This window comes from Methylomonas rhizoryzae (assembly GCF_008632455.1).
In the GTDB taxonomy this organism is placed as follows: domain Bacteria; phylum Pseudomonadota; class Gammaproteobacteria; order Methylococcales; family Methylomonadaceae; genus Methylomonas; species Methylomonas rhizoryzae.
The window spans coordinates 4163090-4188105 of sequence record NZ_CP043929.1; the positions used below are offsets into that span (position 1 = coordinate 4163090).

30 protein-coding genes are annotated in these 25016 nt (G+C 55.2%); 24 read left to right on the plus strand and 6 right to left on the minus strand.

What is annotated here, in order from left to right:
* Positions 1-25 precede the first annotated feature (25 nt).
* The 6 genes from tusD to F1E05_RS18335 are packed head-to-tail and all read left to right on the plus strand — an operon-like array spanning position 26 to position 3945.
* Complete coding sequence (tusD, locus tag F1E05_RS18310) at positions 26-415, plus strand: sulfurtransferase complex subunit TusD (protein WP_150051034.1); 390 nt, start codon at positions 26-28, stop codon at positions 413-415.
* A gap of 3 nt (positions 416-418) precedes the next feature.
* Positions 419-775, plus strand: a complete 357-nt coding sequence (gene tusC, locus F1E05_RS18315) for a sulfurtransferase complex subunit TusC (RefSeq protein ID WP_150051036.1) — start codon at positions 419-421, stop codon at positions 773-775.
* A gap of 59 nt (positions 776-834) precedes the next feature.
* Complete coding sequence (locus F1E05_RS18320) at positions 835-1422, plus strand: PilZ domain-containing protein (protein WP_232056704.1); 588 nt, start codon at positions 835-837, stop codon at positions 1420-1422.
* Positions 1423-1439: 17 nt separating this feature from the next.
* Entirely contained in the window at positions 1440-2435 is a 996-nt protein-coding gene (gene birA / locus F1E05_RS18325; protein ID WP_150051038.1) for a bifunctional biotin--[acetyl-CoA-carboxylase] ligase/biotin operon repressor BirA, read from the plus strand.
* Entirely contained in the window at positions 2432-3172 is a 741-nt protein-coding gene (locus F1E05_RS18330) for a type III pantothenate kinase (RefSeq protein ID WP_150051039.1), read from the plus strand. Before birA ends, F1E05_RS18330 begins: the two co-directional genes overlap by 4 nt.
* Positions 3169-3945 carry a hypothetical protein gene (locus tag F1E05_RS18335; RefSeq protein WP_150051041.1) on the plus strand — a complete coding sequence of 259 codons (777 nt, stop codon included), beginning with the start codon at positions 3169-3171 and terminating at the stop codon, positions 3943-3945. Before F1E05_RS18330 ends, F1E05_RS18335 begins: the two co-directional genes overlap by 4 nt.
* A gap of 5 nt (positions 3946-3950) precedes the next feature.
* On the opposite strand, the gene F1E05_RS18340 is transcribed toward F1E05_RS18335, so the two are convergent.
* Together F1E05_RS18340 and F1E05_RS18345 are read right to left on the minus strand one after the other, a co-directional pair.
* Positions 3951-4484, minus strand: coding sequence for a hypothetical protein (locus F1E05_RS18340; protein WP_150051043.1), 534 nt, complete (start codon positions 4482-4484; stop codon positions 3951-3953).
* 164 nt (positions 4485-4648) lie between these two features.
* Positions 4649-5560 (minus strand): MerR family transcriptional regulator, encoded by a 912-nt coding sequence (locus tag F1E05_RS18345; protein WP_150051045.1) that lies wholly within the window; start codon positions 5558-5560, stop codon positions 4649-4651.
* A 91-nt stretch (positions 5561-5651) separates the two neighbouring features.
* Here F1E05_RS18345 and F1E05_RS18350 point away from each other — a divergent pair, with 91 nt between their 5' ends.
* The 5 genes from F1E05_RS18350 to F1E05_RS18370 all read left to right on the plus strand — a co-directional run bounded on the left by F1E05_RS18350 (position 5652) and on the right by F1E05_RS18370 (position 11445).
* A complete protein-coding gene (locus F1E05_RS18350) occupies positions 5652-6899 on the plus strand; it encodes a sigma-70 family RNA polymerase sigma factor (protein ID WP_150051047.1) in 1248 nt (415 codons plus the stop codon).
* A gap of 105 nt (positions 6900-7004) precedes the next feature.
* Positions 7005-8165, plus strand: coding sequence for an FtsH protease activity modulator HflK (gene hflK, locus F1E05_RS18355; protein ID WP_150051049.1), 1161 nt, complete (start codon positions 7005-7007; stop codon positions 8163-8165).
* A complete protein-coding gene (gene hflC, locus F1E05_RS18360) occupies positions 8162-9025 on the plus strand; it encodes a protease modulator HflC (RefSeq protein ID WP_150051051.1) in 864 nt (287 codons plus the stop codon). Before hflK ends, hflC begins: the two co-directional genes overlap by 4 nt.
* A gap of 17 nt (positions 9026-9042) precedes the next feature.
* Positions 9043-10953, plus strand: coding sequence for an ATP-dependent zinc metalloprotease FtsH (ftsH, locus tag F1E05_RS18365; RefSeq protein WP_150051053.1), 1911 nt, complete (start codon positions 9043-9045; stop codon positions 10951-10953).
* Positions 10954-11025: 72 nt separating this feature from the next.
* Positions 11026-11445, plus strand: coding sequence for a hypothetical protein (locus F1E05_RS18370; RefSeq protein ID WP_150051055.1), 420 nt, complete (start codon positions 11026-11028; stop codon positions 11443-11445).
* A gap of 224 nt (positions 11446-11669) precedes the next feature.
* Here the strand turns inward: F1E05_RS18370 and F1E05_RS18375 are convergent, their stop codons facing one another.
* The 3 genes from F1E05_RS18375 to F1E05_RS18385 all read right to left on the minus strand — a co-directional run bounded on the left by F1E05_RS18375 (position 11670) and on the right by F1E05_RS18385 (position 14020).
* Positions 11670-12521, minus strand: coding sequence for an SIR2 family protein (locus F1E05_RS18375; protein ID WP_150051057.1), 852 nt, complete (start codon positions 12519-12521; stop codon positions 11670-11672).
* 235 nt (positions 12522-12756) lie between these two features.
* A complete protein-coding gene (locus tag F1E05_RS18380; RefSeq protein ID WP_150051059.1) occupies positions 12757-13359 on the minus strand; it encodes a nitroreductase family protein in 603 nt (200 codons plus the stop codon).
* Between the two features lie 91 nt (positions 13360-13450).
* The gene (locus tag F1E05_RS18385) at positions 13451-14020 is read right to left on the minus strand and encodes a tetratricopeptide repeat protein (RefSeq protein WP_232056705.1); all 570 of its coding nucleotides are present in this window, start codon (positions 14018-14020) and stop codon (positions 13451-13453) included.
* A gap of 235 nt (positions 14021-14255) precedes the next feature.
* Between F1E05_RS18385 and F1E05_RS18390 the strand changes: the two genes are divergently transcribed.
* Positions 14256-15077, plus strand: a complete 822-nt coding sequence (locus F1E05_RS18390; protein ID WP_232056706.1) for a hypothetical protein — start codon at positions 14256-14258, stop codon at positions 15075-15077.
* A gap of 158 nt (positions 15078-15235) precedes the next feature.
* Here F1E05_RS18390 and F1E05_RS18395 read toward each other — a convergent pair whose 3' ends face one another.
* Positions 15236-15775 carry a uracil-DNA glycosylase family protein gene (locus F1E05_RS18395; protein ID WP_150052090.1) on the minus strand — a complete coding sequence of 180 codons (540 nt, stop codon included), beginning with the start codon at positions 15773-15775 and terminating at the stop codon, positions 15236-15238.
* 447 nt (positions 15776-16222) lie between these two features.
* Here F1E05_RS18395 and nifE point away from each other — a divergent pair, with 447 nt between their 5' ends.
* The 12 genes from nifE to F1E05_RS18455 all read left to right on the plus strand — a co-directional run bounded on the left by nifE (position 16223) and on the right by F1E05_RS18455 (position 24940).
* A complete protein-coding gene (gene nifE, locus F1E05_RS18400) occupies positions 16223-17704 on the plus strand; it encodes a nitrogenase iron-molybdenum cofactor biosynthesis protein NifE (protein ID WP_150051065.1) in 1482 nt (493 codons plus the stop codon).
* 1 nt (position 17705) lies between these two features.
* The gene (gene nifN / locus F1E05_RS18405; RefSeq protein WP_150051067.1) at positions 17706-19103 is read left to right on the plus strand and encodes a nitrogenase iron-molybdenum cofactor biosynthesis protein NifN; all 1398 of its coding nucleotides are present in this window, start codon (positions 17706-17708) and stop codon (positions 19101-19103) included.
* Between the two features lie 44 nt (positions 19104-19147).
* Entirely contained in the window at positions 19148-19579 is a 432-nt protein-coding gene (gene nifX / locus F1E05_RS18410; RefSeq protein ID WP_150051069.1) for a nitrogen fixation protein NifX, read from the plus strand.
* A 72-nt stretch (positions 19580-19651) separates the two neighbouring features.
* The gene (locus F1E05_RS18415) at positions 19652-20125 is read left to right on the plus strand and encodes a NifX-associated nitrogen fixation protein (protein WP_150051071.1); all 474 of its coding nucleotides are present in this window, start codon (positions 19652-19654) and stop codon (positions 20123-20125) included.
* A gap of 8 nt (positions 20126-20133) precedes the next feature.
* Positions 20134-20349, plus strand: coding sequence for a CCE_0567 family metalloprotein (locus F1E05_RS18420; RefSeq protein ID WP_150051073.1), 216 nt, complete (start codon positions 20134-20136; stop codon positions 20347-20349).
* Between the two features lie 10 nt (positions 20350-20359).
* Positions 20360-20665, plus strand: coding sequence for a ferredoxin III, nif-specific (gene fdxB, locus F1E05_RS18425; RefSeq protein ID WP_150051075.1), 306 nt, complete (start codon positions 20360-20362; stop codon positions 20663-20665).
* A 404-nt stretch (positions 20666-21069) separates the two neighbouring features.
* Positions 21070-21393: a (2Fe-2S) ferredoxin domain-containing protein gene (locus F1E05_RS18430; protein ID WP_150051077.1), complete on the plus strand. Its 324-nt coding sequence runs from the start codon at positions 21070-21072 to the stop codon at positions 21391-21393.
* Positions 21394-21395: 2 nt separating this feature from the next.
* On the plus strand, positions 21396-21902 hold the full coding sequence (locus F1E05_RS18435) for a hypothetical protein (protein WP_150051079.1): 507 nt from the start codon (positions 21396-21398) through the stop codon (positions 21900-21902).
* Complete coding sequence (locus tag F1E05_RS18440) at positions 21899-22273, plus strand: hypothetical protein (protein WP_150051081.1); 375 nt, start codon at positions 21899-21901, stop codon at positions 22271-22273. The genes F1E05_RS18435 and F1E05_RS18440 overlap by 4 nt, the downstream gene beginning before the upstream one ends.
* A gap of 8 nt (positions 22274-22281) precedes the next feature.
* Positions 22282-23259: a DUF364 domain-containing protein gene (locus F1E05_RS18445; protein WP_150051083.1), complete on the plus strand. Its 978-nt coding sequence runs from the start codon at positions 22282-22284 to the stop codon at positions 23257-23259.
* A 1-nt stretch (position 23260) separates the two neighbouring features.
* Positions 23261-23704: a hypothetical protein gene (locus F1E05_RS18450; protein WP_150051085.1), complete on the plus strand. Its 444-nt coding sequence runs from the start codon at positions 23261-23263 to the stop codon at positions 23702-23704.
* Entirely contained in the window at positions 23705-24940 is a 1236-nt protein-coding gene (locus F1E05_RS18455) for a (Fe-S)-binding protein (protein ID WP_150051087.1), read from the plus strand.
* The last annotated feature ends 76 nt before the right edge of the window (positions 24941-25016 follow it).

The following is a 25016-nucleotide window of genomic DNA, read 5'->3' on the forward strand; positions in this document are numbered from 1 at the left end:
AGAATTAGCCCGGGCAAACAGCGACATGAAGTACGCCATTTTAATCAATTGCAGCCCTGAGAGCTCGGACGCCAGCCGAGTCGCTTACCGCTTCAGCGCGGCAGTCCTGCAAAAAGGTCATCGAATTTTGCAAATTTTTTTCTACCGGGACGGCATACACAACGCCTTACGTTATGCCTTGCCGCCGGAATCTCAAACACCTGCCGCAGAGCAATGGTCGCAACTGGCGGCGGAGCACGGCATCGATTTAGTCGTGTGCATCTCCGCCGCACAACGGCGCGGGCTATTACACGCGGACGAAGCGCAACGCCGGGGGGCATGCGACGACAATCTGGCGCCGGGCTTTAGAATCGCCGGCCTCGGCCAATGGTTGCAGGCCTCCATGGAAGCGGACCGCCATCTGGTGTTCGGTTAAGCGATGAAACGTTATTTGTTCATCATGCGCCGGCCTCCGCACCAAGGCTATCGCTTGGCGGAAACCTTGGACCTGATCCTCACCACCGCCGCTTTCGACCAACCAGTCGGCGTTTTGTTCTGCGACGGCGGCGTGCTGCAACTGGCGCCCAACCAACAGGCCGAACCGGCGGATTTACGCGACACGGCAGCCACTTACGCGGCATTCTCGGTATACGGCATCGACAAACTCTATGTGGAGCAAGAGTCGCTCAGCCAAAACGGCTTGGCAGCCGGTGCGTTGATCCTACCGGTTCATCCGGTCCGGCGCCGCGACATAAACAGCTTAATCGCCAGCCACGATATTGTGGTTCCCGATTGAGGCGCCCCATCGCGACCGGCTTTCGATTAAAATTCAGCGCAGCCCTTCTTCCGGAGACTATGACCATGATCGACGACGCGCAAGAAAAACGGCGTTTTTTTCGCATCAGCGATACGATCAATCTTTTGTTTCGCCGCATAGACTCCGAAGAAGCAAGACGCCACAGCTTGGCCTCGGACCGCATATTGGAAAGCTGCAGCTTAACTACCGCGATGAGCATATTAAACCGGGAAGCGGCCCTACTGGCCCCGCGTCTGGAACGGCGCGATCCCGAAATGTTCGAATATTTGAAAATCATCGACAACAAAATTAATGTGCTGACCCAGAGCTTAAGCAGCAACGACAGCGATTTTTCCGACAACGACCGCTGCGAAGTCAATTTGAGCGCCGCCGGTATTGCATTCACCCATGAACAAGCCATTCCGGTCGGCACGATGCTGGAATTGAAAATGCTCTTGACCTCGTCCTTGGTGGTAATCGTAGCGATAGCCCGCGTCGTACAATGCAAAGCACCTCCGGACAAGGATTCCGGAGTCTATACGGTCTGCGCCGAATACGAAAATCTGCGCGAAGAAGACCGGGAATTGCTGGTCAAACACGTCATGAAAAAACAAATGCAGCAACTGCGCGATAAAAACACCCAATAGCCCCGTTCCAGTTGCAAATGACCGTTCCTGCCCCGGGATTATTACAGCTTGTGTCGTTGCTGGCCGACGGCCGGTTTCATTCCGGCACGGAACTGGCACAAACTTTATCCGTCAGCCGTGGCACGGTTTGGAAGCAGATGCAAGCATTGACCGAATGGGGCCTGGAATGGAGCGCACTCACCGGCAAGGGTTACAAATTGCTAAGCCCCTTACAATTGCTGGAGGAAACCACCCTACGAGCCCATTTAACCCCCGAGGCGGCCGAATTGCTGGGCGAATTGGAACTGCATGCCGTGATCGACTCCACCAATACTTATCTGAAACAACGCAGGTTAGCGCTAAACCGCCAAGCTATCGTATGTTTTGCCGAGTACCAGACTGCCGGCAAGGGGCGGCGCGGACGCTCTTGGGTTTCACCGTTCGGACACAACCTCTATCTGTCGATAGTATGGGAGTATGCCGACGGCCCCGCCGCACTCGCCGGATTGAGCTTGATCGTAGGCCTTGCGGTGGCACGAGCCTTAAGCCGCGCGGGAATCGACGGCATTGGTTTGAAATGGCCGAACGACATCTACTGGCAACAACGCAAATTAGCCGGCATTTTGATAGAAGTCTCGGGAGAAAGCGATGGCCCTTGTCAAGCCGTTATCGGCCTGGGCTTGAATTTCTACCTGCCCCGGTCCGAAGCGCTAGCGATAGATCAAGCATGGGTGGACCTGCGGCAAATTTTAGGCGAACACGTTTATTTGCAGCGTAACCGCATCGCTGCGTCGGTCTTGAACGAAGTGCTGCCGGCCATTGCCCATTATCAGATCGATCGGCTGACCGAAGCCTTACCCGCTTGGCGCAGCTACGACTGTCTGCAAGGCAAACCTGTGGTTGTCAGCATCGGCGCACAACGCATTGAGGGCATCGCTCAGGGCATAGACCATCGAGGTTTGCTGCTATTGACCGGGTCGGACGGCCAACTGCGCAGCTTTGCTTCCGGCGAGGTCAGCGTCAAAGCCTTATGAAGTTATTAGTCGATCTCGGCAATTCCCGTTTGAAATGGTGTACGGAACAAGACGGCCGGCTAAGCCCGGTCAACGCAATAGACTACAAGCACGCACGCGATTTAGAGGCGCTAAGACAATCGTGGTCGGAGTTGGCACAACCACGCGATTTGGCCATTTCATCGGTAGCGCACGGCGCCTTAGCACAAGACACGATCGCCTTAGCCCTCGCCTTATGGCCTAAAGTTACCCTGTATCAGGCGCAATCGGCCGCATACGAATACGGGGTACGCAACGCCTATGCCGAGTCGACCAAACTCGGCGTGGACCGCTGGCTGGCCTTACTGGCCGCACACCGCCATTACCCCGGCAACGTCTGCGTCGTCGACTGCGGCACGGCTGTCACCTTAGATGCCGTGACGGCCGACGGTCAACACTTAGGCGGCTTGATTTGTCCCGGCCTTAACCTGATGCGCAACGCTTTAGCCGCCAATACCGCCAATCTGCCGTTAAAGGCCTACACCCCGCAAGCGCAGTTAGCGAACGCCACCGAACCGGCAATAGCAAACGGCGTGTTGCTGGCAGCGGCCGGGATGGTAGCACTGGCCGCAAAACAGTTAACCGGCAATTTCCGCCTATTGATCACCGGCGGCGACGCCGACCTACTGGGCTCGGCATTAGAGCTACCGGTAACGATAGACTCGGACTTGGTATTAAAAGGCCTGGCATTGGTTTGCCGGGGTAGCGGCAATCGATGAAAGCGCTGTTTTATCTACTGCTGCTGTTGAACATCGGCTTCGGTGTCTGGCAATACGCTAAAAGCCGCCTGACCGTCACACAGCAAACCGAACCGAACAGCGGCAGCATCCTCTTGGCCGGGGAGTACACCCGCGCGCGGCGCGGCGCGGCAATCGAACAAATTTTGAATCGCCGGCCACGCAGGATCGCCACTGAAACCGTTAGCGAACTATTGGCCGGCCTGCTGCAGAAATCCCCAACAGTCGCCAAACCTACAGGCCCAATCCTAGCCAAGGGCAAAACGCCAACCGCGCCGTTTCCTGCTGCCCATGCGAATCAGCCCCGCAAGCCGACCCGTTTGCGCTGTTTGCAAACCGCCCCCTTCTCCAGCTTCGCTGCCGCCCAAAATTGGCTACGCGACACCGGCTTCGCCCCGGAGAACATCATCAGCAAAGACGCATCCTACCCGGCCGATTATCAAGTTTACTTCCCGGCCGCTAAAACCCAGGAACAGGCGCGCTTGGACAAAATGATGCTAAACGCTAAAGGCTTGACCGACATCTGGCCGATAGCACCCGGCGACCCTCGTAGCGGCTATTCGCTTGGAGTATTCAAGAGCAAACAACGCGCCGAGGTGTTCCAGACCGAGCTTGCACAACGCGGCGTCAAAGCGGACATTAAAGCCCGGCTAAAATCCAAGACCGAATGGCTGGCCCGGATTAAAATCGACGCGGACAAAGCCTTACCGGCCAAGTTGGCGGCACAAACGTTAACGGTTTGTAAGGACAATTAACCGACTCAACGCCGATTGCGTTCCAGCGCCAGCGCCTCGTGGCGTAAATCGACGTAGTTGCTGCCTATCATTTGCCAAAACATCGCCGCCGCTTCCGGCTCGCTGCTCACTAATTTCACCGCAATCGCGCCTACGTCGCTGATATCGGTAATTTGCGCATCGATGGTGACGTCAGTCTGATTTTGGATAATGCGCTTGTCGGCCGGAAACTGAAAGGTCACGTTCTCGCCGACTTTAAAAACCAAGTCCCGCTTCAATCCGCCGAAAAACTTTAACCGATATTCGGGTACCGATTGAAAAGGCAGCACAAACTCGGCATGCCAGCGAAACGGCGGACAATTTATCGGCCCGCTACGCTTGGGAAAATGTATGGTGTAACCGTCATCCACTTGGGCTTTGACCACACCCTTGGTATAAATCGAACGACAATTGGTCAGAACGGTATCTCCCGGCGCGAAACGATAATTCCCTGCGGCCGCGGCGGCGGTTAGCCATCCCACGTATAACAACACGGCAAAAACGACTTTCTTGGACTGCACGATACACCTCCGTCTTTATAGTTATCTCGTGAGTCTGAAATTGAGCGCCACTCTTGTCAAGACAGGTAAGCCCGCCAACCTTTCGATACGGTCAATTAAACGGATAGCGGCGCAACAATCCGTTATAGGCGCCACGCAGAGCATCCACCGCTAAGTCTAGCGTTTCATTGAAGATGGGAAAGAAGATTTTGCTGCCGGGCTCGGCTGTAAAATTCGTCTATATCGTCGACATACAGGCAATTGGCGGGCAACTTGCCCTGTACCGACGCCCAGTATTTACCTCCGGCTCCGGCAATCCACAACTGAGTTTGCCCACCCGCGACGAAACGGACCAAGCGTTCGACATCGGCCGCCGTTTCCGCATCCGGCGGGTTTTTCACCAGACCGATCACAATAATCCTCGGTGCCAAGTGTTCGCAGGCATCGATAATATCCGCCGCCGGCAAATCGGCACCCAAATAATAGCAATGGTATTGCAGCGTGGAAGCTACCAAACTGCCCAACAAAATCCCAAGTTCGTGTGGTTCCCCGCTGGGCGTAGCGAACAACATGGCCGGTTGCCGCTTGGACGTATGGTATAGATTGTTAACCATTGTAAGCACAATACGTTTCACGCAGCCGGAAAACAAATGCTCTTGCGCAACATTGAGTTTTTTTTGATGCCAAAGCAACCCAACTTGGTGCAAAACAGGTAGCAACACGTCTCTAGCGTACTCTACCGGTTCATGCGCCAGCATTGCCCGTTTTAATAACTGTTCGCAACGCTCGATTCGGTAGTTTTGTAAGGAATCCAAGATCTGGCTGAACAAATCCCGTTGGGTATTGTCGGTACGCTGGTGCGTTGGATTACGAAAATGCCGCAATTGTTCGCAACTTAGATTAGCTATCTTACCGATGGCATGACCGTTGCGTGTCAAATTGACAAGTAGCGTTAATTTTTCCAGGTCCTCCTGAGTATAAAAACGCCGCCCGTTTTCGGTGCGTTGCGGAGTGACGCACTCGTAGCGCCGCTCCCAAGCGCGCAGGGTTTCCGGAGTCAAACCGGTTAATGCGGTAACGGCTTTAATTGAGTACATTGTTCATGTTTTGTACAAATTTTAGTTTGACAAAAATATTACACCCTTGTATCTTCGCTGCCAACCCAAATTTTCGAATCGGTGCATCCAAATGTCTCAGGCAACAAAAAAAGTTTTAGACTTGGAATTATCGACGGCGGAACCGGACGCCAGATCCCGCGCCTTGCAAGTGGAGTCGGCCCGGCAAACGTTGGCGGATCTGTTGTTGAGCAACACGAAAGTCGCTGCAATCATGGCCAAGCAACTGCTGTTGGATCTCAGTAATGGTCTGGAATACTCCGATGTGGTTCTGATCAAACAGCAGGAAAGCTATAAAGACGGCTTACGCCGATTCGTATCGGAATTTTCCAAACCGGACATTTTTACCGGCTTGTTCGGCGAATGCAGCCCCTATTCGCTACACAAAGCTGTACAACAGAAAAATGTTGTACAAGTCGGTCACTTCAATCGTATCGACTCTCAAGCCATAAACGAATGCTCGCGCACCAACATGCAGCGTCTGCATTTTTTGCCCTTATACCTAATGAGAATTGCCGAGCGGGTGGAAAAAGAACTGTCCGACAGTGACGATTACGTTCGAAAAGTCAAACGAGCCCGCACGGAGCTAAAAAAAATCCGGCAACTTATGATTGCCGAAAATACCGGTCTGGTTGCCTTTGTCGCCCACAAATATAAAACCCTCAGCTTAACCTTCGACGACCTGATGCAAGAAGGTTTGGTGGGCCTGATCAAAGCGGTAGACCGCTTCGATGCCGAACGCGGCCATTGCTTTTCCACGTATTCCATTTTTTGGATCAAGCAAGCGATCTCCCGCTTGATCGTCAAACAAGACAAAATCGTCGCCTTGCCGGTCGCGCTGGCGGAAAAGTCCGCGCCTATCTTCGAAGCAATGCGCATCTCCTATACACAACAGGAACGCTGGCCAACCCTGAAAGAACTGAAAACCTGTTGCGATTTGTCGGAACAAGACATTCGCACCATCTCCAGTTATTATCAATCCGCATTCCTGCAAGACGCCAACGCCGAAGAGGATGACGGCATGGCTATCATGGAACGCATGAGTCAAGAACAATTCAATCAACCGATTGACGATTTAATCGACAATGATTTGGTCTGCTATATGAATAAAGCGGTAGAGGCATTGCCGGAAAAACAAGCCACCATTTTAGCGATGCGTTTCGGTTTGAAAAATCACACCGAAATGACCTTGCAAGCGGTTGCCGATCAACTCAACGTCACGCGAGAGCGGGTAAGACAAATTCAAAACGAAGCGCTGGCACGACTAAAACAACAATTCGGCTTCGACTTGATGCTGTTTCTGGAACCAAACGATACCTGATTCTATCTATGGCTTCACGGTTTCCACTTACCGCCCGCATCCGGCGGCTACCAACCAACTATAACTGCATAGCCCGATCCGGCTACCTTATCAAGAGGAGTAACTATGTCATCTGAAAACCACAACGCAGACAAACCGACCCCACCGCCGGATTGGAAGATGGAATTTGATAAACAGTGGAAACACATCTCCAATAAGACCACCGAGTTCTACCACGAACACGAAAACCTGTTTTCCGTCACCAAAATCGGCGGCTTGCTCGGCGGCGCGCTCGCCTTGGGCTGGCTGATCAGCGGCATTTACATCATCGACCAAGGCAACCGGGGCGTCGTCACCCGCTTCGGCGCTTACGTCGAAACCACCCAACCCGGCCCGCACTGGCATCTGCCCGTGCCGATAGAAGCGGTGTCCGTGGTCAATGTGGAGCAGCAACGTTTTATCGAAGTCGGCTACAACGACGTCAGCCGTTTCAGCAAATCGTCCAACAATCCGCAAGAGTCTTTGATGCTGACCAGCGACGAGAACATCATCGCCGTGCGCCTGGCCGTGCAATACCAAATCAAAAACGCCGGCGACTATTTGTTTAACGTCAAGAACAACGAAAACACCCTGAAACAATTGACCGAAAGCGTGTTGCGCGGCGTCATCGGCCGCAACGACATGGACTTCGTGTTAACCGAAGGCCGCAGTCAAATCGTCGCGGAAATCAAGGAACAGATTCAAGAAGCGATGGACGATTACAAAGCCGGCATCAGCGTGGCCAGTGTCAACCTGCAAGACGCTCAGCCGCCGGAGGAAGTGCAAGGCGCCTTCGAAGACGCGATCCGCGCCCGCGAAGACAAGCAACGCCTGATCAATGAAGCCGAAGCTTACTCCAACGAAGTCATTCCCAAAGCGCGTGGCGCCGCGTCCCGCATCCTGCAGGAAGCCGAAGCCTACGCCTCCGAAAAAGTCTCCAAGGCCAAAGGCGAAACCGAACGTTTCGACCAACTGCTGGTGGAATACGAGAAAAATCCGGCGATTACCCGCAAACGCTTGTATTTGGAAGCAAAAGAAAAACTTTACAGTTCAACCAACAAAATCGTGGTCGACACCGACCAGCCGCCGGCCTTGTACATGCCGATGGCCCCGAATGTGGTGCACCAAAACGCCGCTTACGTCAACCACGAAGAACCTGTAACGACCGAGGAATCCTATAGCCCGGCGAAATACAACCACGGAAAATCGGCCCCTCACGATATCCGTCCCAGCAGGAGCAAACCATGAACAAAGCGCAACTCGCATTTCCGGCCGGCTTGTCGGTCCTGGCTTTAGCCGCAACGATGTCGGTTTTCCACGTCAATCAAAACGAAAAGGCTATCTTGTTTCGACTGGGCGAAATCGTTACCACCGATTTGCAACCCGGACTCCACTTTATGACTCCCGTCATCAATAACGTCAGTACGTTTGATGCGCGCGTACTGACCTTGGATGGTAAATCCGAGCGTTTTCTTACCTCCGAAAAGAAGAACGTTATTGTCGACTCATTCGTCAAATGGCGAATCGGTGACGTGGGTCTTTTTTATACCACGGTCGGCGGCGACGAATTCCAGGCCAACCTGCGCCTCGACCAAATCATGAAGGACGCCATGCGCAGCGAGTTCGGCGTGCGCACGATCAAACAACTGATTTCGGAAGACCGTAACCAACTACGCGATACCTTGTTGGAAAAAGTCTCCCCGGCCGCACAGAAATTCGGTATCGAATTGATAGACATCCGCGTCAAACGCATCGACTTGCCTCCGGAAGTCAGCAGCTCGGTGTACCAACGCATGCGGGCCGAACGGGAACGCGTCGCCAGGGAATTCCGTTCCCAAGGTGCGGAAAGCGCAGAGCAAATCAGCGCCGAAGCCGACAAGCAAAAGCAAGTGATCGTCGCTAACGCACAACGGGATGCGGAAAACATCCGCGGCCGGGGCGATGCCGAATCGGCGGACATATACGCCAAGAGTTTCGGTAAAAACCCGGAGTTTTACGCGTTCTACCGCAGCTTGCAAGCATATCAAGCCTCGTTCGAACACACGCAAGACACCTTGGTGCTGAAACCGAACTCGGACTTTTTCAAATATTTCTCCAACGAGAAATGAGTTAAGGGGATAGGCAAATGAAAAAGTTTTTCTTCTTCGTTTTGATATTGGCGACCATAGGCATCGTGGTATCGTCGATATTCAACCGCACGATGCCGGAATACGATCCGCACAACGAAATCTCCTATTCCGATTTCATCGAAGACGTGCGCAACAACGTAGTCACCGAAGTCGTGATCGACGGCAATTACGTCGACGGCAAACGTAATAACGGTACCCGTTTTTCCACCTACAATCCCAACGACATGCGGATGATCGACGAGCTGTTGGAATACGGCGTTAAGATCAAAGTGGAAAAACCGCAGCCGCCGTCCACGCTAATGAATATCATCATTTCCTGGGCACCGACCTTGCTGCTGATCGCCGTATTGGTTTACTTCATGCGCAAACAAGCCATGTTGGCCGGCGGCCGCGACGGGCAAATGGGCTTCGGCAAAAGCCGGGCCAAATTGATGGAAGAAGACCAAGTCAAAGTCCGCTTCAAAGACGTGGCCGGGGTAGAGGAAGCCAAGGCCGACGTGGTGGAAATGGTGGACTTTTTACGCGACCCCGGCAAATACGAAGCGTTGGGCGGTAAAATCCCGCGCGGGGTTTTGATGGTCGGACCGCCCGGTACCGGTAAAACCTTGCTGGCCCGCGCCATCGCCGGCGAAGCCGGTACCCCCTTCTTCTCAATATCCGGTTCGGATTTCGTCGAAATGTTCGTCGGCGTCGGCGCCTCCAGGGTGCGCGACATGTTCGACCAAGCCAAAAAGCGCGCGCCCTGCATCATCTTCATCGACGAGATCGACGCGGTGGGCCGCCAGCGCGGCAACGGCAACATCGGCAACGACGAACGCGAGCAAACCTTGAACCAGCTGCTGGTGGAAATGGACGGCTTCAGCGGCAACGAAGGCATCATCGTCATCGCTGCCACCAACCGGGCCGACATTCTGGATAAAGCCTTGCTACGGCCTGGCCGTTTCGACCGGCAGGTGCAAGTCGGCCTGCCGGACATCAAAGGCCGCGAACAAATCCTCAAAGTACACGGCGACCGGGTACCTTTGGCCGACGACGTCAACCTGACCGACCTGGCCCGCGGCACCCCCGGCTTTTCCGGCGCCGAACTAGCCAATTTGATCAACGAGGGTGCCATCTTCGCGGCTCGCAACAACAAGCGGCAAGTGTCCATGAGCGACTTGGACAAAGCCCGCGACAAGATGATCATGGGTGCCGAACGCCGCACCATGGTGATGACCAAGGAAGAGCTGTTGATGACCGCCTACCACGAAGCCGGTCATGCCATCGTCGGCCGCTTGGTGCCGGAGCACGACCCGGTGTACAAAGTCAGCATCATGCCGCGCGGCGGCGCCCTGGGTATCACCATGTTCCTGCCGGAACGCGACCAATACAGCGCTAGCAAGGATAAACTGGAAAGCCAGATTTCCAGCTTGTTCGGCGGCCGCATCGCCGAAGCCTTAATTTACGGCAAGAACAAAGTCACCACCGGCGCCTCCAACGACATCATGCGCGCCACCCAACTGGCCCGCAATATGGTCACCAAATGGGGCTTGTCCGACAAACTGGGCCCTATGGATTACGGCGACAGCGAAGGCGGCTACATGGGCCCGCAATCCAAGCCGATGTCGGAGAAAATGGCACAAACCATAGACGACGAAATTCGCGCAGTCATCGATCAAAACTATCAGCGCGCGGAAAACATTTTGAAAGACAACATGCAAGTCCTGCACAACATGGCACATGCCTTGTTGGACTGGGAAACCATCGATAAATACCAAATCGACGAACTGATGCAAGGCAAGCTGATTGCTCCGCCGGAACCCGAACCGGAACAGCCCGAGCCGGAAGCGCAAGCCGCGATGACCGAATTGGAACTAGACGACGGACCCGACCGCTCCATCCCGACACAACCGGTCGCGACGTCTTAACGGTCCTCCTCTATATACCCTCCCAACGCGGTACTCCGGGAGGGTATCTTTTTCTCCCACGGAGGGTCCAATATGAACACTCAAGCCCTATCCCACCACTCCATGCGCTGCTTGCTGCTGCTATTGCGCATCAACTTTAACGCCTCGGTCATCATCGTCTTGGTAGCCGGCATAATGACCTTGACCGGCAGCGAACTCTTCTTCCGCAACACCGTGGATTTATACGGGCCGCTGGCCAACAACCTGCGCTGGGTGTTGATGTATTTGTGCCTGGTACAATTAGCCGTCTACGGTTTTTACCAATTCAGTCAGAACTACGCGGCGGTATTCGCGTTGGGCGGGTTTATATTGCTGCTGATTCTGTCGCTGGAATACTATTCATCCATCAACCAAATCGAAATTGACGACAACTTCGAGCCGTTTTTGTTGTATACCGGGCTGTCACACGTTCTGTACGGCGGTTTGCAGATATTGCAGCAGCCACGCCGCTAACGGCGGCAGTTGCCGCCTTTTCGGCCGCAATTCATCATTACCCTCCCTATCCTCACCGTCATGTCCGGCAACACTCCCGCTTTTCGCAGGCGATGCGGGCGGCCCTTGCCGCCGCCTGTCACGATGGTCTGTACGAACAGCTGAAACGCCCCTCAACACACAAAAAATTGGCCGCAGCTGCGGCCAAATTCCACTGACGCGTTGTCGAAGCGATTTAAAGCCGATTAAGCCGCTTTGCGCGCCTGCACCATTTCCAACAAATCTTGGCAATCGGCTTCGATCAGTTCGAAACCCAGTCTTTCCGAGAAACGTTTTTCCTTGTCGGTTGGATTCTTACGCAAGAACCAACCTCTGTGCTCGTTAGCACCGTAGGTAATGTCGCTCATCACCATACGCTCCGAATCGCGGTTCAGCGGCAAGCCGAGCAACAGATATTTTTTGCCTTTGCGGTATTCTTTCAAGAAATCCGGAATCGCGAACCCGCCCATCAACTCGGTAATGTAATCGACATAATCGGCGTCGGAGGCAATATAGTTGGACTCCGGCTTGGGCGTGCCCATAGGCTTGAACAAAATCGGCAAACGCGGATCGACTTGACCTTGCTCGATTTCGAAATAGTTTTGCCCGTCGTATTGGAAAATCTTGAAACGGTAGCTAGTGCCGACGATACGCGCCAAACCGATGATCAAGGTATGCTCTTCGTCGGCGTAACTGTCTTGCAACTGGGTATCGCGATTGACATCGATGATGTAGTTCGGCTTCCATTCTGCCAGCCAATCGTGAATGGCGGCCCGGGTATATTGGGTTTCGCCATAGGTTTTGTCTAAAAATTGGGTCAAAAAGTTACGTCCGCGTTTGAGCTCTTGATTCATCGCCGCACGCGGAAATTCGTACATCAATTTCGGCGCCATCGGTTTGCCGCCATTCATCGCCAAAATCAGGCTGTCACTATCGGCCGGAATCGGGCTGCCGTTCAGTTTGCTGGTTACATCGAATAACACGCCGGGTCCCAAATAAGGGACGACTTGGTTGTCGTAAAGTCCGCTGAGAATTTCGCTGAAAACGGAACTGGTCATGATGAACTCCTGAGAGGAATGAAGATTTTCCAATCAAGCAAGCAAAAACCAATCCAACATTACACAAAAACAAAAAATAGCTAACTATCAACAATTTATAAACGCGGCAAACATCAGCACGCCTTCTCAAACTCAACAAATGTAGGGTTTATCACAAGCCAAAGCCGAGCGCATCACAGTGGTCGAAAACACGGAAACGACCCGGCCATTGTTCGGACGCCAGCATCGGCAGACCTCAATTTTCCGCCTTACCCCATTCCGAAAAAAAGAACTTCTCGGCTAAGGCCGCGCGCTGTCTTTCGGCCGTTTCGCCGGTCCGGAAATCTTCCGGCAAGCTATCCGCTTCGGCTTGGTATCCGACCGCCAACACCGCCATCGGCGTGCAAGCTTCCGGCAAATTGAAAAGCGCCCGGCACCGGTCGGCATCGAAACCGCCCATTTGATGCGCCGCCAAGCCCAAGGCCTGGGCCTGCAAACACAGACTGAGACTGGCCGCGCCGGTGTCGTAAGAAGCCCAGCGGTTAGGATTGCCGTTGTGGCCGAAATGCTGCATCGCAATCGATAAAATCAACAGCGGCGCATTCTTTGCCCATGCCTGATTTTTCTCGGCCAAGCAAGACAGCATTTTTTCCCAAGCGGGCCGGTCCCGAAAGCTATCGCAAACCAGATAGCGCCACGGCTGGTCGTTAAAACAAGACGGCGCCCAGCGGGCTGCCTCCAACAATGCAGTCACCGCGTCCGGCTGCACGGCTTTATCCGGGGCGAACGCGCGCGGGCTCCAGCGATTTTGAATCAGCTCGTGCAAAGGCACGGCGGAGAGTGCGGGTTTTGCTTGCATATTCGAGTCCTTTAAAAATCTCTAATTAAAACTTACTGGGTTTTTTCGGCCGGCTATTCGCAAGATTGCCTTGGAAAAACACCGCCCACATTTAGTAATAGTAGTAATACCAGCGGCCCGCCCCCCAACGCCAATAATAGGGATAACTATGAGCCCAATAGTTATAAAAAGTTTGGCGCCAACGTTGCCGCCAACGGTAATCGTCTGCTAGCTCCTGCTTAGCGGCATTCGCTTCTTCCAATAATTTTTCCGCTTCTTTGTCGCCACGGCCGGCGGTGATGGTCAACCATTTTTGCGCTTCCATCGGATCGGAACCCATTTCCGCCAAGCCGGTTAAATACAGACGCCCCAACGCTTTTTGCGCATCGAAATGCCCGCGTTCGGCCGCATCGCGCATCCATTGCACCGAACGGTACAAGTCCTGTTTAACGCCGTCGCCTCTGAACAACCTGAGCGCCAAATCGTAAGCCGCGCTAGGGTCTTTTTTAGCGATTGCTTCCAACGCGGCGATTTGTTGCACGCCGGCCTCTTCTTCCGCCGTGCGCTGCGGGCGAAAACTTTCGTAATCGCGCGGACGTTCGGCGCACCCCTGCTCGTCGCACACGCTAACCGTGCTTGGCACCACAGGCTGCGGCGGGGTCTGCGCACACGCCGACACCATCGCTAAGCAGAAAATTGATATAAACCGATTTGACGTTTTCATAGGGACATAACCACCATTATCGCGTTGCTACGGAACTTGCGTTATTATCTTCGGGAATATTATTAGTTTAAGCCGGTTAATACCAAGCCCGTTTTACAACTTCAAACAATCTAGTTTGATTTTATTCGATAACCCTTAATCAGGAGGTAATATGCACTTACAGCCATCAAGAAGAATTTTATTATCGGCTGTCATGATGAGTTTAACCGCTTGCGCGCCCCAGCAACCCGCATTGCAAACCGGCGGCAGCGGCAGTTTGTTAACCGGCTCGGCCGGCGGTTCCACCAGCGTCAACGCCAACAAAGCGCTGGAACGCTGCAGTCAATCTTTGGGCACCTTGGCGGTCGCCGACGGCCGTTTCAGCGGGGCCGGCTCGGTAACCACGGTCGAGCCGTTGATCAGACTGGCGGTCCAACAATCCAATTGCTTTGTGATTACCTCCATCGGCAATCAAGCCACCCGGGCGTTGATCAACGACATCGTCTCCGAACAACGCGAATCCGGCGAATACCGTGCCGGCTCCAAGCAACATAAAGGCCAGCGCGTCGCTGCAGATTATCTGTTGGACCCGCAAGTCATCGTCAACAATGAAGTCACCAGCGGTAGCTCCAACACCGTAGGCGGCGGACTTTTGGGGATAGGCCTGAACGCGGCCGGCTTGGGCGCATTGGGCGCGGCAGCCGGCGCACTGTCCAACGCGGTGCAAACCCGCACCTCCGACGTAGCCCTGACCTTAACCGATATTCGTTCGACCGTGCAGGTGGCGGTATCCTCCGGCAGTGCGACGGTTAACAACAGCAACATCTCCGGCGCGTTGGGCCTGGGCGGCTGGGGCGGCGTCATCGGCGGCGCAGTCGGCGGCGGCGCCAGCTCGTTTACCCAAACCCCGGAAGGCCAAGCCATCGCCGCAGCGTTTTTCGACGCCTACAACAACATGGTCATCGCCGTGCGCAATTACAAAGCCCAAGACGTACAAAACGGCCTGGGCACCGGCGGCTTGCTGCAAGTCAAATAAGCCATTGCACGTTCTCATCCTCTACTCGCGCCGGTTGCAAGATTTTGATACCCGGCGCGCTCGACAACAAACCTCTGATACAGGATTCGAGCCGGCATAGCCGCAAGCTTTGATCCGCCATGCGACCGACTCTCGGCCGAGCAGCGGCAAAAGTCTGTTTACAACAGCGCCCGCCAAGCCGGATGCTTGGCGATTGCAGCCAAAGCCTGCGCCAACAAGCTTTTACCCGGTTCGCTACGATGCCAGGTGGATGCGCCGGACGGGTGCGGCAGCGGGATCAGGTCGGTTTCATGGCCGAATAGGCCCAAACGAAACTGCCGACCGATCACATCGCTGAGCTTATCGGCTTCCAGCCATTGCCGGATCGCCAGTTTACCAACCGGAATCACCAGTTGCGGGCGCAACAACTCGACTTCCGTCTGCAGCCAAACCGAGCAATTGGCCACTTCCACCGGGCTGGGCAGCCTGTCCCCGCCTTTAGCCTGCTTGCCGGGAAAACAGCGGCACACCGCCGCCATGTAGACTTGCCGGCGAAACGCCGCCTCGTCCAAGCCTATGCCGGCAAACCAACCGAACAAGGTTTTGCCGGCCGTCCAGGCGAAAGGCTTGCCGAACTCGCCTTCCTTAGCCCCCGGCGCCTGGCCGACCAACAACACCCCGGACTGTACCGGCTGGCCGCAGACTACCGGCCCGATCATATCCGGGCATCGGCTGCAAGCCAATAAGGCGGAACGGTGTGCGAGCAAAGCGTCGCTTGCAGGGAGATCAGAATGCATAGGCGTAATCTTGCAGAGTTGCCGCATTGTAGCCCGACCCAGCCGAAACATGGCACTTTGGTATCTGCCGAAATCATCCTGATCCGCTCGATCGTATAAGGACACCGCAGGACGAACCCGGAGGCCGGACACCACCGAAAACGGTTTAACGCATGATAGCCGCGCCGCAAATCAAGCTTGAGTCCACGTCTCGCCGCTATGCAACCATCGCAACGCCAACCTGTCGGCCATTGTCGCGCCCGAGCCACCTGTAACGGCGTTTTGTAGCATTTGCGACAATCGGAATTTAACGAAAGCGATGCTAAATCAATTTGTTAGCCTATGGCACAGGCGTTGCTTGATCTACAACAAAAATTGAGGAGTTTCGCGATGAAATCCACGAAAGACATAGCAGAATTGTTAGACGAACCGGCCTGCGAGCACAACAAAAAGGAAAAATCCGGTTGTGCCAAGCCTAAGCCCGGTTCGGCAGCGGGCGGCTGCGCCTTCGACGGCGCGCAAATCGCGTTATTGCCCATAGCCGACGTCGCTCACATCGTGCACGGTCCTATCGCTTGCGCCGGCAGCTCCTGGGACAACCGCGGCACCCGCTCCTCCGGGCCGGATCTGTACCGGATCGGCATGACCACCGACCTGACCGAGCAAGACATCGTAATGGGCCGCTCGGAAAAACGCTTGTTCCACGCGATCAAACAAGCGGTAGAAACTTTTAACCCGCCGGCGGTATTCATTTACAACACCTGCGTGCCGGCCCTGGTCGGCGACGACATCAACGCCACCTGCAAAGAAGCCACCGAACGCTGGGGAGTGCCGGTGGTGCCAATCGACGCGGCAGGCTTTTACGGTACCAAAAACCTGGGCAACCGGATAGCCGCCGACGCCATGATCAAACACGTGGTCGGTACCCGCGATCCCGATCCGTTGCCGCCGGCCGCACTCGAAGCGGAAAAAGCCGGCATCAAAATCCACGACGTCAACTTGGTCGGCGAATACAACATCGCCGGCGAATTCTGGCACGTATTGCCGCTGCTGGACGAAATGGGCTTGCGCGTCTTGTGCACCTTGTCCGGCGACGCCCGCTTCCGCGAAGTGCAAACCATGCACAAAGCCGAAGTCAACATGATGGTGTGCTCCAAAGCCATGATCAACGTGGCCCGCAAACTGGAAGACAAATACCAAATCCCCTGGTTCGAAGGCAGCTTCTACGGCATTACCGATACCAGCCAAGCCTTGCGCGATTTCGCCCGTATCATCAACGATCCGGAGCTGACCGCCCGCACCGAAGCCATCATTGCCCGCGAAGAAAACCGTATCCGCGAAGCCTTGGTACCCTGGCGCGAACGCCTGAAAGGCAAACGGGTACTCTTGTTTACCGGCGGCGTCAAAAGCTGGTCGGTGATCTCGGCGTTGCAGGATTTAGGCATGGTGGTGGTTGCCACCGGTACCAAAAAATCGACTGAAGAAGACAAGGCGCGAATTCGCGAATTGATGGGCGAAGACACCTTGATGATAGAAGACGGTAGCCCGAAAGCCTTGTTGAAAGTGGTCGCAGACTACAAAGCCGACATTTTGATTGCCGGCGGCCGCAATATGTACACCGCGTTGAAAGCCCGTATCCCGTTCCTGGATATCAATCAAGAGCGCGAATTCGGCTACGAAGGCTATCAAGGTATGCTGGAGCTGGTGCGCCAGCTGGCGCTGACGCTGGAAAGCCCGGTCTGGGAATCGGTCCGCAAACCGGCGCCTTGGCGAGTAGCCAAAACGGTTATCGACAGTAGCGATGAAGTAACGGTCGAGACCGGCGACGACAGCGTCGAACTTGGCGAACCCATGAAAGTTCAGGCGGCTTGATATGGCTGAAATTCAAAAACGCAAAAAAGCGCTGTCGGTCAGCCCGCTGAAAGCCAGCCAACCGACCGGCGGCTCCCTGGCCTGTTTAGGTTTCGACAAAGCCATGCCGATGTTGCACGGCTCGCAAGGCTGTACCGCGTTTGCGAAAGTATTCTTCGTCCGCCATTTCCGCGAGCCGATTCCCTTGCAAACCACCGCGATGGACCAAGCCAGTTCGGTATTGGGCGCCGACGAAAACGTCATCGAAGGCATTAAAGCCATCGCGGAAAAATCCAACCCGGCCCTGATCGTGGTATTGACCACCGGTCTGGCCGAAACCCAAGGCTGCGACGTGCACCGCAACGTGCGCGAATTTCGCGACAAGTACCCGGAATACAACCACGTCGCCGTAGTCGCGGTGAATACCCCGGACTTTTCCGGTTGCGTCGAAAGCGGTTACGCGCTGACGGTATACGAGATCATCAAGGCGCTGGTCCCCGATGCCGCCGAAGCCGGTACCAAACCGGGCAACCGGCAACGGCAAATCAACGTATTGACCCCGCCGATGCTGACGCCGGGCGACCTGGAAACCTTGCGCGATACCATAGAAATGTTCAACCTACGTCCGGTGTTCGTACCGGATTTGTCCGAATCCTTGGACGGCGTACTGACCGACGATCCGTTCTCGCCGGTCACCATAGGCGGAACTACAGTCTCGGAAGTCGCCACGTTGGGCGAAGCCAAGGCGACCTTCGTCATCGGCCCGTCCTTAAAAAAATGCGGCGATTTATTGCAAGAACGCACCGGTGTACCCACGTTTTATTTCGACCATCTGTACGGCCTGGAAGCCAACGACGCCTTGATCTCGACCTTGGCCGACATCAGCGAAATGCCGGTACCGCCGCGCCTGGAGCGTCAGCGCATGCAGTTGCAAGACGCGATGCTGGATACCCACTTCATGCTCGGCCAGCTGCGAGTAGCCATTGCCTCCGACCCGGATCAATTGAACGCCTTCGTGCATCTGCTGCAAGCCATGGGTGCGGAAATCGTCGCGGCGGTCGCCCCCGCCAATGCGCCCATCCTGGCGAAAATGCCGGTCGATGCCGTCAAGATCGGCGATTTGGAAGATTTGGAAATCACCGCCAAAGAACGCGGCGCCCAGTTGCTGATAGGCAATTCCCACGCAGTGCATAGCGCCGAACGTCTGGAGTTACCGATTTTACGGGTTGGTTTTCCGTTGTACGACATCATAGGCGGCTACCAAAAAACCTGGATAGGTTACAAAGGTACCCGGCAAACCCTATTCGATCTGGCGAATCTGGTCATCAACTTCGCCCACGAAGATATTGAACCTTATTTCTCGCCGTACGCGCAAAAACCGGAACAAGAACTTGCCGCTCACGCGTCGTCATGTCATTAGCCCGCCGTATGCAGGTCGTTCTGACCCAAGAACAGAAAATGCCTATGGAAACAGCCATAAAAGTGGCTTTTGCCACCACCGACATGGTGCACGTTAACCAGCACTTCGGCTCCGCCCGCTCGTTCGCCGTCTACGCCGTCGATCCGGAACAATCCGAAATGCTGGAAGCGGCCCAGTTCGGCGATTTAGCCCAGGACGGCAACGAAGATAAATTGTCGGTCAAGCTGCAACTGTTGGAAGGCTGCGCGGCGGTGTACTGCCAAGCCGTCGGCGCGTCGGCGATCAAGCAAATCGTGGCGCAAGGCATACAGCCGATCAAAGTACACGAAGGCAGCACGATCAAAGATTTGATTTCGGACTTACAAAACGAAATGAAATCCGGCCCGTCCACCTGGTTGGCAAAAGCGATCGGCCGGCACCAAGCTCCCGACCCCAATCGGTTCGACTCGATGGAAGAGGAGGGCTGGGACGAATGAGCCAGCCGGCCCGTTTCGTCTTAAGCCGCCACCCGGCCATTTTTTAAGCATTTTCACTCATAGGAGAACATTATGTCCCAAGCTGCCCTTGTTATCGAAACCGGCGATCCGTACATGTCGTCCGACGTCGTCGTCGAGATGATCAAACAACTGCGCGCCTTAGATACTTACGATACTTACGAAGGCTGGTCCGAAGAAAAAATCATCGATCCATTGATCATGACCAAAGAGCGCAAACGCGAAATTCCCATCGTCGGCGATCCGGACGAAATCACCATGGCCCGGGTCAAAGCCTATTACAACAGCATTGCCTCGCTGGTCGAGAAAAAAGCCGGCCTGATGGCAGTACCCGTCATCAACATTACCCACGAAGGTTTCGGCCGCGCTTTCGTTCTGGTCGGCAAATTGATCGTGGTCGACAAAACCTTGCGCGACGTACACCGTTTCGGCTTCCCCAGCCTGGAAGAGATGGCGCAAAAAACCGAGCAAGTCATCGATAAAGCCGCCGCCTTGATCGAGCAATTTAAAGAAGTTGCGGAAGCGTGAGGTGCAACATGAGTGACGAAGACATCAAAAAACTGGAAAAAGAAGTGAAGAAAACCAAGCGGCTCGCCGGCGAAGCGGCCATGGAACTGCACGACTTGATCGAAGACCGTTTGCCTGACGCCTATGGCGAATTGATGGCCGTAGCGCAAAACACCTACGAGGCTTGCAAAGCGTGGGACGAAGCAAACAAGAAATATTTAGCGGCAAGCGCCGAGACTGCCTGAGGATACAGTCATGAGTGAATTTGTAACCGGTGTAACCTTTGGCGGCAAGGTCTGGACGCCGTCTTACGTTGCCGACTTGAATCAGCGCGACTGCATAGGCTGCGGCCGCTGTTTCAAAGTCTGCCCGCGCGACGTGTTCGACTTGATCGAACGCGACGAAGCCTTTGCCGATGCGGACATGGACGACGATTTCGACGAAGACGATAACACCATGGTCATGAGCTTGAAAAACCCGGCCGATTGCATCGGTTGCCAAGCTTGTTCCAAAGTGTGTCCCAAGGATTGCTTTACCCACGAGCACAAGCTGGCGGCTTGACGGGTTTCCTGCCGGCACGCCGACCGGCATTGGGACGAAAATTCCGGAATCTATCGGACTCGCCGGCAAACTCTCGCAGCTTGCGCAGCCGGTCGTAGATGCGCTGACCAACGCCTGCCGGCTTTGTCAGCGCCCGGTTAAGAACAGTTCTTAACCTTTCCAACGACGCGGTCATAGGCTTCCGGCAGCACCCTGCCCGTTTAAGGCTTGAATCGCGCGACAATCCGGGCCGCCCCGGCGAGTCAACTCGGCAAATATCCGAGGAATGCGCCTGCGCCGCATGGCGTGACGGACCGTCCGAATTTGTCGAGTGCTTGCAAGCGCACGGCCCAAACCAGCCGGAAAACGGCTGAACCTAGCGAATTTGGTAGTCCCCAGTCATTTCTAAATTGAGGAGCAATACAATGCCACGCCCCGAAAAACACGTATTCGTCTGCACCCAACAACGCCCGCAAGGACACCCGCGCGGTTCCTGCGGCCAAGTAGGCTGCGCCGAAGTGATGAACGAATTCATGAACGAAATTCAAGCCCGCAACCTGTACGAAAGAATAGGCTTGACCAATACCGGCTGCATGGGGCCTTGCATGACGGGACCTAGCGTACTGGTGTATCCGGAAGGCATTATGTACGGCCACGTCAAGAAAGAAGACGTTAAAACCATTGTGGAACAGCATCTTTTAGGCGGTACCCCGGTTGAAGCGCTGAAAGTTCCGCCGGAAGTGTGGTAACCATGCAAGCGACTCCGTTATTCGAAGAACGGGTGCTGTTTAGCCCGAATATTCCCAAGGCCGTCAACGAGCTGCTGCAAGCCGCCGTGGCGGCCAGCCACGCCGATAAACCGCGCGCGGAACAACTGTTCAAACAAGCCCAGGCAGCCGATCCCAGTTGCTTACAAACCTATTTTGCCCTGTATAAATTTTATTTTTACCAAGGCAGATTACAGGAAGCCGAACGGGAAGCCTTGGCCGCCTTGGAACAGGCCGCCGCGCTCGGCGAGTTTCCCAACGATTATCGGCGCTTGGCCAACGAAGCCGCACAATGGGACATGTACGCCAGCGAGACGCATTTGTTTTATTTGTATTCGCTGAAAGCCTTATCCTTCATCAAACTGCGTAGCGGCCAAGAAGAGCAATCGCGCGAAATCTTGAGCAAGATACGCATTCTGGACCCGGAAGACCGCTGCGGGGCCTCGGTAATCATGACTCTGGCGGCGGCGCTGGACGAGGAAAACGCATGAGCGAAGTCAGCGAACATATCGAAGCCAGACGCGAATTCGGCCAGGCGGTGTGCAAACGCATAGGCGAAAACATTGCCAAATTGGGCTTCGCGCCCGAAGAGGGCGTCAGCGCTCCCGAATTCGACGGCGCCGAATTCAGTCTGGTCGTCGACCCCTACACCCAAAGCCAAGACCTGGTCGGATACTGGTACAATCCCGGTAAACAACGTATCGGACAGATCAAGTTTCACGGCGACGGCAGTTTTTATGCCGAATACGACGTAGTAAAACCGCATCCCCGTAAAAAACAATTTTTCGTCGAAGCGATCAACGCTTGGGGCCAGCAAGACAACATCAAAACCGAAGCCAAGTTGTTGGATGTACCCGAATAGAGGCCTAAATGGCGCACCCTAAGCATATTTACGAATTGCTGTTGGACCATTGCAGTACCGATGCGCTATTGGAGCATCTCACCATCGGCTTGGTATGGACTTATTGCAAAAACAGCGATGCCAACGGCATCGGCTTGGCGATGAGCCCCGGCACCTCGATACGCACCCTGTCCTGGTCCGGCGAGTTAAACGGCAAACCCATCGTCGATCTGGCCGCCTGGGTGGAAGAATGGAACCTGTATCAAGCCACGGTCGGCATGGCCGCGCTCAACAGCTGCATCAATAGCCGGCCGCTACCGGATTCGGTGCCGGTCATCCGCTGCCAGGAAAACGGCAATTTATCGGTGTTCGAACACTTTCTGCCGCAGCTGTTGGGTAAGAAAGTCGTCGTGATCGGCCATTACCCCGGCATAGAGCGCTACCAAAACCAAATGCTGCTCAGCGTGCTGGAAAAGTATCCGGTCGCGGAAGACCTGCCGGATTCTGCCTGCGAATTCTTATTGCCGACCGCCGACTGGGTATTTTTGACCGCCAGCTCGATTACCAATAAAACCTTCCCCCGCCTGGCCGAATTGGCACAACACGCCACCACCGTGCTGATGGGGCCTACCGTACCTTGGTTGCCGCATTTACACGAATTCGGCATCGATTACCTGGCCGGCGTCGAAATATTGGATCCGGAAAACCTTTATCACACCGTCGCCCAGGGCGGCGGCGTACGCATATTCGGCAACGGCTTGCGCTACCGGATTGCCGACTTGACCCCAGCCAACAGCATAATCTGGCTGAAACGGCAAATCGCCGACTGTGCCGCCGAAAGAGCCGCGCTGACCCAAGAAATGGAAAGCTGGTATGCCGCAGGCAACCTCAGCCGCTTCCCCAAATACGCTTTGCTGGAGCGGGTAAACGCGCGTTTGTCGCAGTTGGACAGTAGCTACAAACCGTTGTGGGACAAATACGGCGCGGTATCGGCGCATCTTCACTAATATGACTGCCGATGAAGTATTTGCTCGTCACCGCCTTTTGCTGTTTTATAAAGGCGACATCAGCGCGTTGATGTTGTTTGCCCAGCAAAGCAACGGCAGCGTATGCTTTCCGGAGTCGTTGCCGCCGTTGTCCAGCCCGCTCGATCCGGAAGAATTCGACAACGCCAAGGTCAGCATGCATCCGGCCATCTTGCTGAACCGCATCAATCAAATGATGGGTTTCGACAACGAGCTGTTGCGCATCGAATCCGGCGAAGGCGAACCGGTAGACGCGCCCGGCGGCGTCATCGTCGTGCACATGGCCCGCTTCATGCTGCTCGATCCGCCGCACAAGCTGCTGCAAAGCCGCGATTGCCACTTGCGCACCCTGCCGGAATTGCGCGGCCGCCCACCCGCGGAAATGGAACTGCTGCGGCGCGCTTATATCCGCGTCATGGAGGGCTGAATGTTCGACTTCATGGACATGGCATTCGGCCAAACGTCGGCGATGCCGGCTGCCGACGGCCCTTACATTCCCGACGCCGCCGAATGCATGCGCTGCGGCATGTGCGTCAGCGGCTGCCCCACCTTCCGCTTGTTTCAAATAGACGAAGAAACCCCGCGCCGACGCATCCGCACCATCAGCAAAATCCTGGTGGAAAAGGCCGAGGTATCCGCCGACGAATTAACCCACCTGAACAATTGCGTGCAATGCCGGGCCTGCGAAGCCATCTGTCCCAGCCGCATGGCCTACGGCCGATTGTTCGACCAAGCGCAAGCTGCATTGCAGATCCAGCCCGGCGGCTGGGGACGCTGGGCATTGCGCCTGATCGAGAACAAAAAGGCCCGAAACCGCTTGCAACCCTTGATTGCCTTGTATTTGAAATCCGGCCTGCGCCGGCCTTTGCAAAAATCCGGGCTACTGGCTGCCATCGGCTTGGCGGATGCGGAGGCCATCACCACGATGCCGACACTAGTCGCCTTGAAAACCGTCTATCCCGTTGCCGCACCGCGCGGCAAAGTAGCGTTGTTTACCGGCTGCGTAGGCGAACATTACGACCGGGAGAGCTTAAGCGCCGCCATTCGCATCTTGAATGCCATCGGTTTCGAGGTACTGGTGCCCGAGCAACAAGGCTGTTGCGGGGCGGTCCACCAACATAACGGCCAAGCCGCCGACGCGCTAATCGCCAACAATCTGGCCGCCTTCGCCAATCCGGACGTGGACGCGGTAGTGCATTGCGCCACCGGCTGCGGAGCCATGCTGAGCGAATATCCCGACGAAGACCCGGCCGCCGCCAGCTTCAAGCAACGCTTGGCCGATGTTAACGACTTCGTGCTACAGCATTGGCCCGAACACTTGGCCTTGGCGCCCCTCAATGCCAAGGCCGCGGTTCACGAACCCTGCTCGCAGCGCAACGTGCTGAAAAACCGGCAAAGCGTCTACGCTTTACTCGGCAAAATCCCCGGTCTGGAAGTCTCGCCGCTGCCGGATAACCAGCTTTGCTGCGGCGCCGGCGGCAGTTACATGCTGAGCCATCCGGAGAACGCCAAGCAGATTCGACAAATGAAAGTCCAAGCCGTCAGTCAAACCCCGGCCGACTGGCTGTTAAGCAGCAATTATGCCTGCGCGGCCTTTCTATCCGTCGGCGCCGGCCGCTTCTGCCATCCTCTATCCTTGATTGCCCGCCAGCTTCCCGCGTGACGCTCCGGCCTTTACGCGGCCCAACATTAAAATCAGGTTAATACCCGCCCAAACCATTGACGGATCCGCATATTTC

Bases quoted from the DNA above. Each gene is read 5' to 3' on its own strand.
- tusD (WP_150051034.1), top strand. From the start codon at position 26: ATGAAGTACGCCATTTTAATCAATTGCAGCCCTGAGAGCTCGGACGCC.
- tusC (WP_150051036.1), top strand. From the start codon at position 419: ATGAAACGTTATTTGTTCATCATGCGCCGGCCTCCGCACCAAGGCTAT.
- F1E05_RS18320 (WP_232056704.1), top strand. From the start codon at position 835: ATGACCATGATCGACGACGCGCAAGAAAAACGGCGTTTTTTTCGCATC.
- birA (WP_150051038.1), top strand. From the start codon at position 1,440: ATGACCGTTCCTGCCCCGGGATTATTACAGCTTGTGTCGTTGCTGGCC.
- F1E05_RS18330 (WP_150051039.1), top strand. From the start codon at position 2,432: ATGAAGTTATTAGTCGATCTCGGCAATTCCCGTTTGAAATGGTGTACG.
- F1E05_RS18335 (WP_150051041.1), top strand. From the start codon at position 3,169: ATGAAAGCGCTGTTTTATCTACTGCTGCTGTTGAACATCGGCTTCGGT.
- F1E05_RS18345 (WP_150051045.1), bottom strand. From the start codon at position 5,560: ATGTACTCAATTAAAGCCGTTACCGCATTAACCGGTTTGACTCCGGAA.
- F1E05_RS18350 (WP_150051047.1), top strand. From the start codon at position 5,652: ATGTCTCAGGCAACAAAAAAAGTTTTAGACTTGGAATTATCGACGGCG.
- hflK (WP_150051049.1), top strand. From the start codon at position 7,005: ATGTCATCTGAAAACCACAACGCAGACAAACCGACCCCACCGCCGGAT.
- hflC (WP_150051051.1), top strand. From the start codon at position 8,162: ATGAACAAAGCGCAACTCGCATTTCCGGCCGGCTTGTCGGTCCTGGCT.
- ftsH (WP_150051053.1), top strand. From the start codon at position 9,043: ATGAAAAAGTTTTTCTTCTTCGTTTTGATATTGGCGACCATAGGCATC.
- F1E05_RS18370 (WP_150051055.1), top strand. From the start codon at position 11,026: ATGAACACTCAAGCCCTATCCCACCACTCCATGCGCTGCTTGCTGCTG.
- F1E05_RS18375 (WP_150051057.1), bottom strand. From the start codon at position 12,521: ATGACCAGTTCCGTTTTCAGCGAAATTCTCAGCGGACTTTACGACAAC.
- F1E05_RS18380 (WP_150051059.1), bottom strand. From the start codon at position 13,359: ATGCAAGCAAAACCCGCACTCTCCGCCGTGCCTTTGCACGAGCTGATT.
- F1E05_RS18385 (WP_232056705.1), bottom strand. From the start codon at position 14,020: ATGGTGTCGGCGTGTGCGCAGACCCCGCCGCAGCCTGTGGTGCCAAGC.
- F1E05_RS18390 (WP_232056706.1), top strand. From the start codon at position 14,256: ATGATGAGTTTAACCGCTTGCGCGCCCCAGCAACCCGCATTGCAAACC.
- F1E05_RS18395 (WP_150052090.1), bottom strand. From the start codon at position 15,775: ATGATCGGGCCGGTAGTCTGCGGCCAGCCGGTACAGTCCGGGGTGTTG.
- nifE (WP_150051065.1), top strand. From the start codon at position 16,223: ATGAAATCCACGAAAGACATAGCAGAATTGTTAGACGAACCGGCCTGC.
- nifN (WP_150051067.1), top strand. From the start codon at position 17,706: ATGGCTGAAATTCAAAAACGCAAAAAAGCGCTGTCGGTCAGCCCGCTG.
- nifX (WP_150051069.1), top strand. From the start codon at position 19,148: ATGGAAACAGCCATAAAAGTGGCTTTTGCCACCACCGACATGGTGCAC.
- F1E05_RS18415 (WP_150051071.1), top strand. From the start codon at position 19,652: ATGTCCCAAGCTGCCCTTGTTATCGAAACCGGCGATCCGTACATGTCG.
- F1E05_RS18420 (WP_150051073.1), top strand. From the start codon at position 20,134: ATGAGTGACGAAGACATCAAAAAACTGGAAAAAGAAGTGAAGAAAACC.
- fdxB (WP_150051075.1), top strand. From the start codon at position 20,360: ATGAGTGAATTTGTAACCGGTGTAACCTTTGGCGGCAAGGTCTGGACG.
- F1E05_RS18430 (WP_150051077.1), top strand. From the start codon at position 21,070: ATGCCACGCCCCGAAAAACACGTATTCGTCTGCACCCAACAACGCCCG.
- F1E05_RS18435 (WP_150051079.1), top strand. From the start codon at position 21,396: ATGCAAGCGACTCCGTTATTCGAAGAACGGGTGCTGTTTAGCCCGAAT.
- F1E05_RS18440 (WP_150051081.1), top strand. From the start codon at position 21,899: ATGAGCGAAGTCAGCGAACATATCGAAGCCAGACGCGAATTCGGCCAG.
- F1E05_RS18445 (WP_150051083.1), top strand. From the start codon at position 22,282: ATGGCGCACCCTAAGCATATTTACGAATTGCTGTTGGACCATTGCAGT.
- F1E05_RS18450 (WP_150051085.1), top strand. From the start codon at position 23,261: ATGACTGCCGATGAAGTATTTGCTCGTCACCGCCTTTTGCTGTTTTAT.
- F1E05_RS18455 (WP_150051087.1), top strand. From the start codon at position 23,705: ATGTTCGACTTCATGGACATGGCATTCGGCCAAACGTCGGCGATGCCG.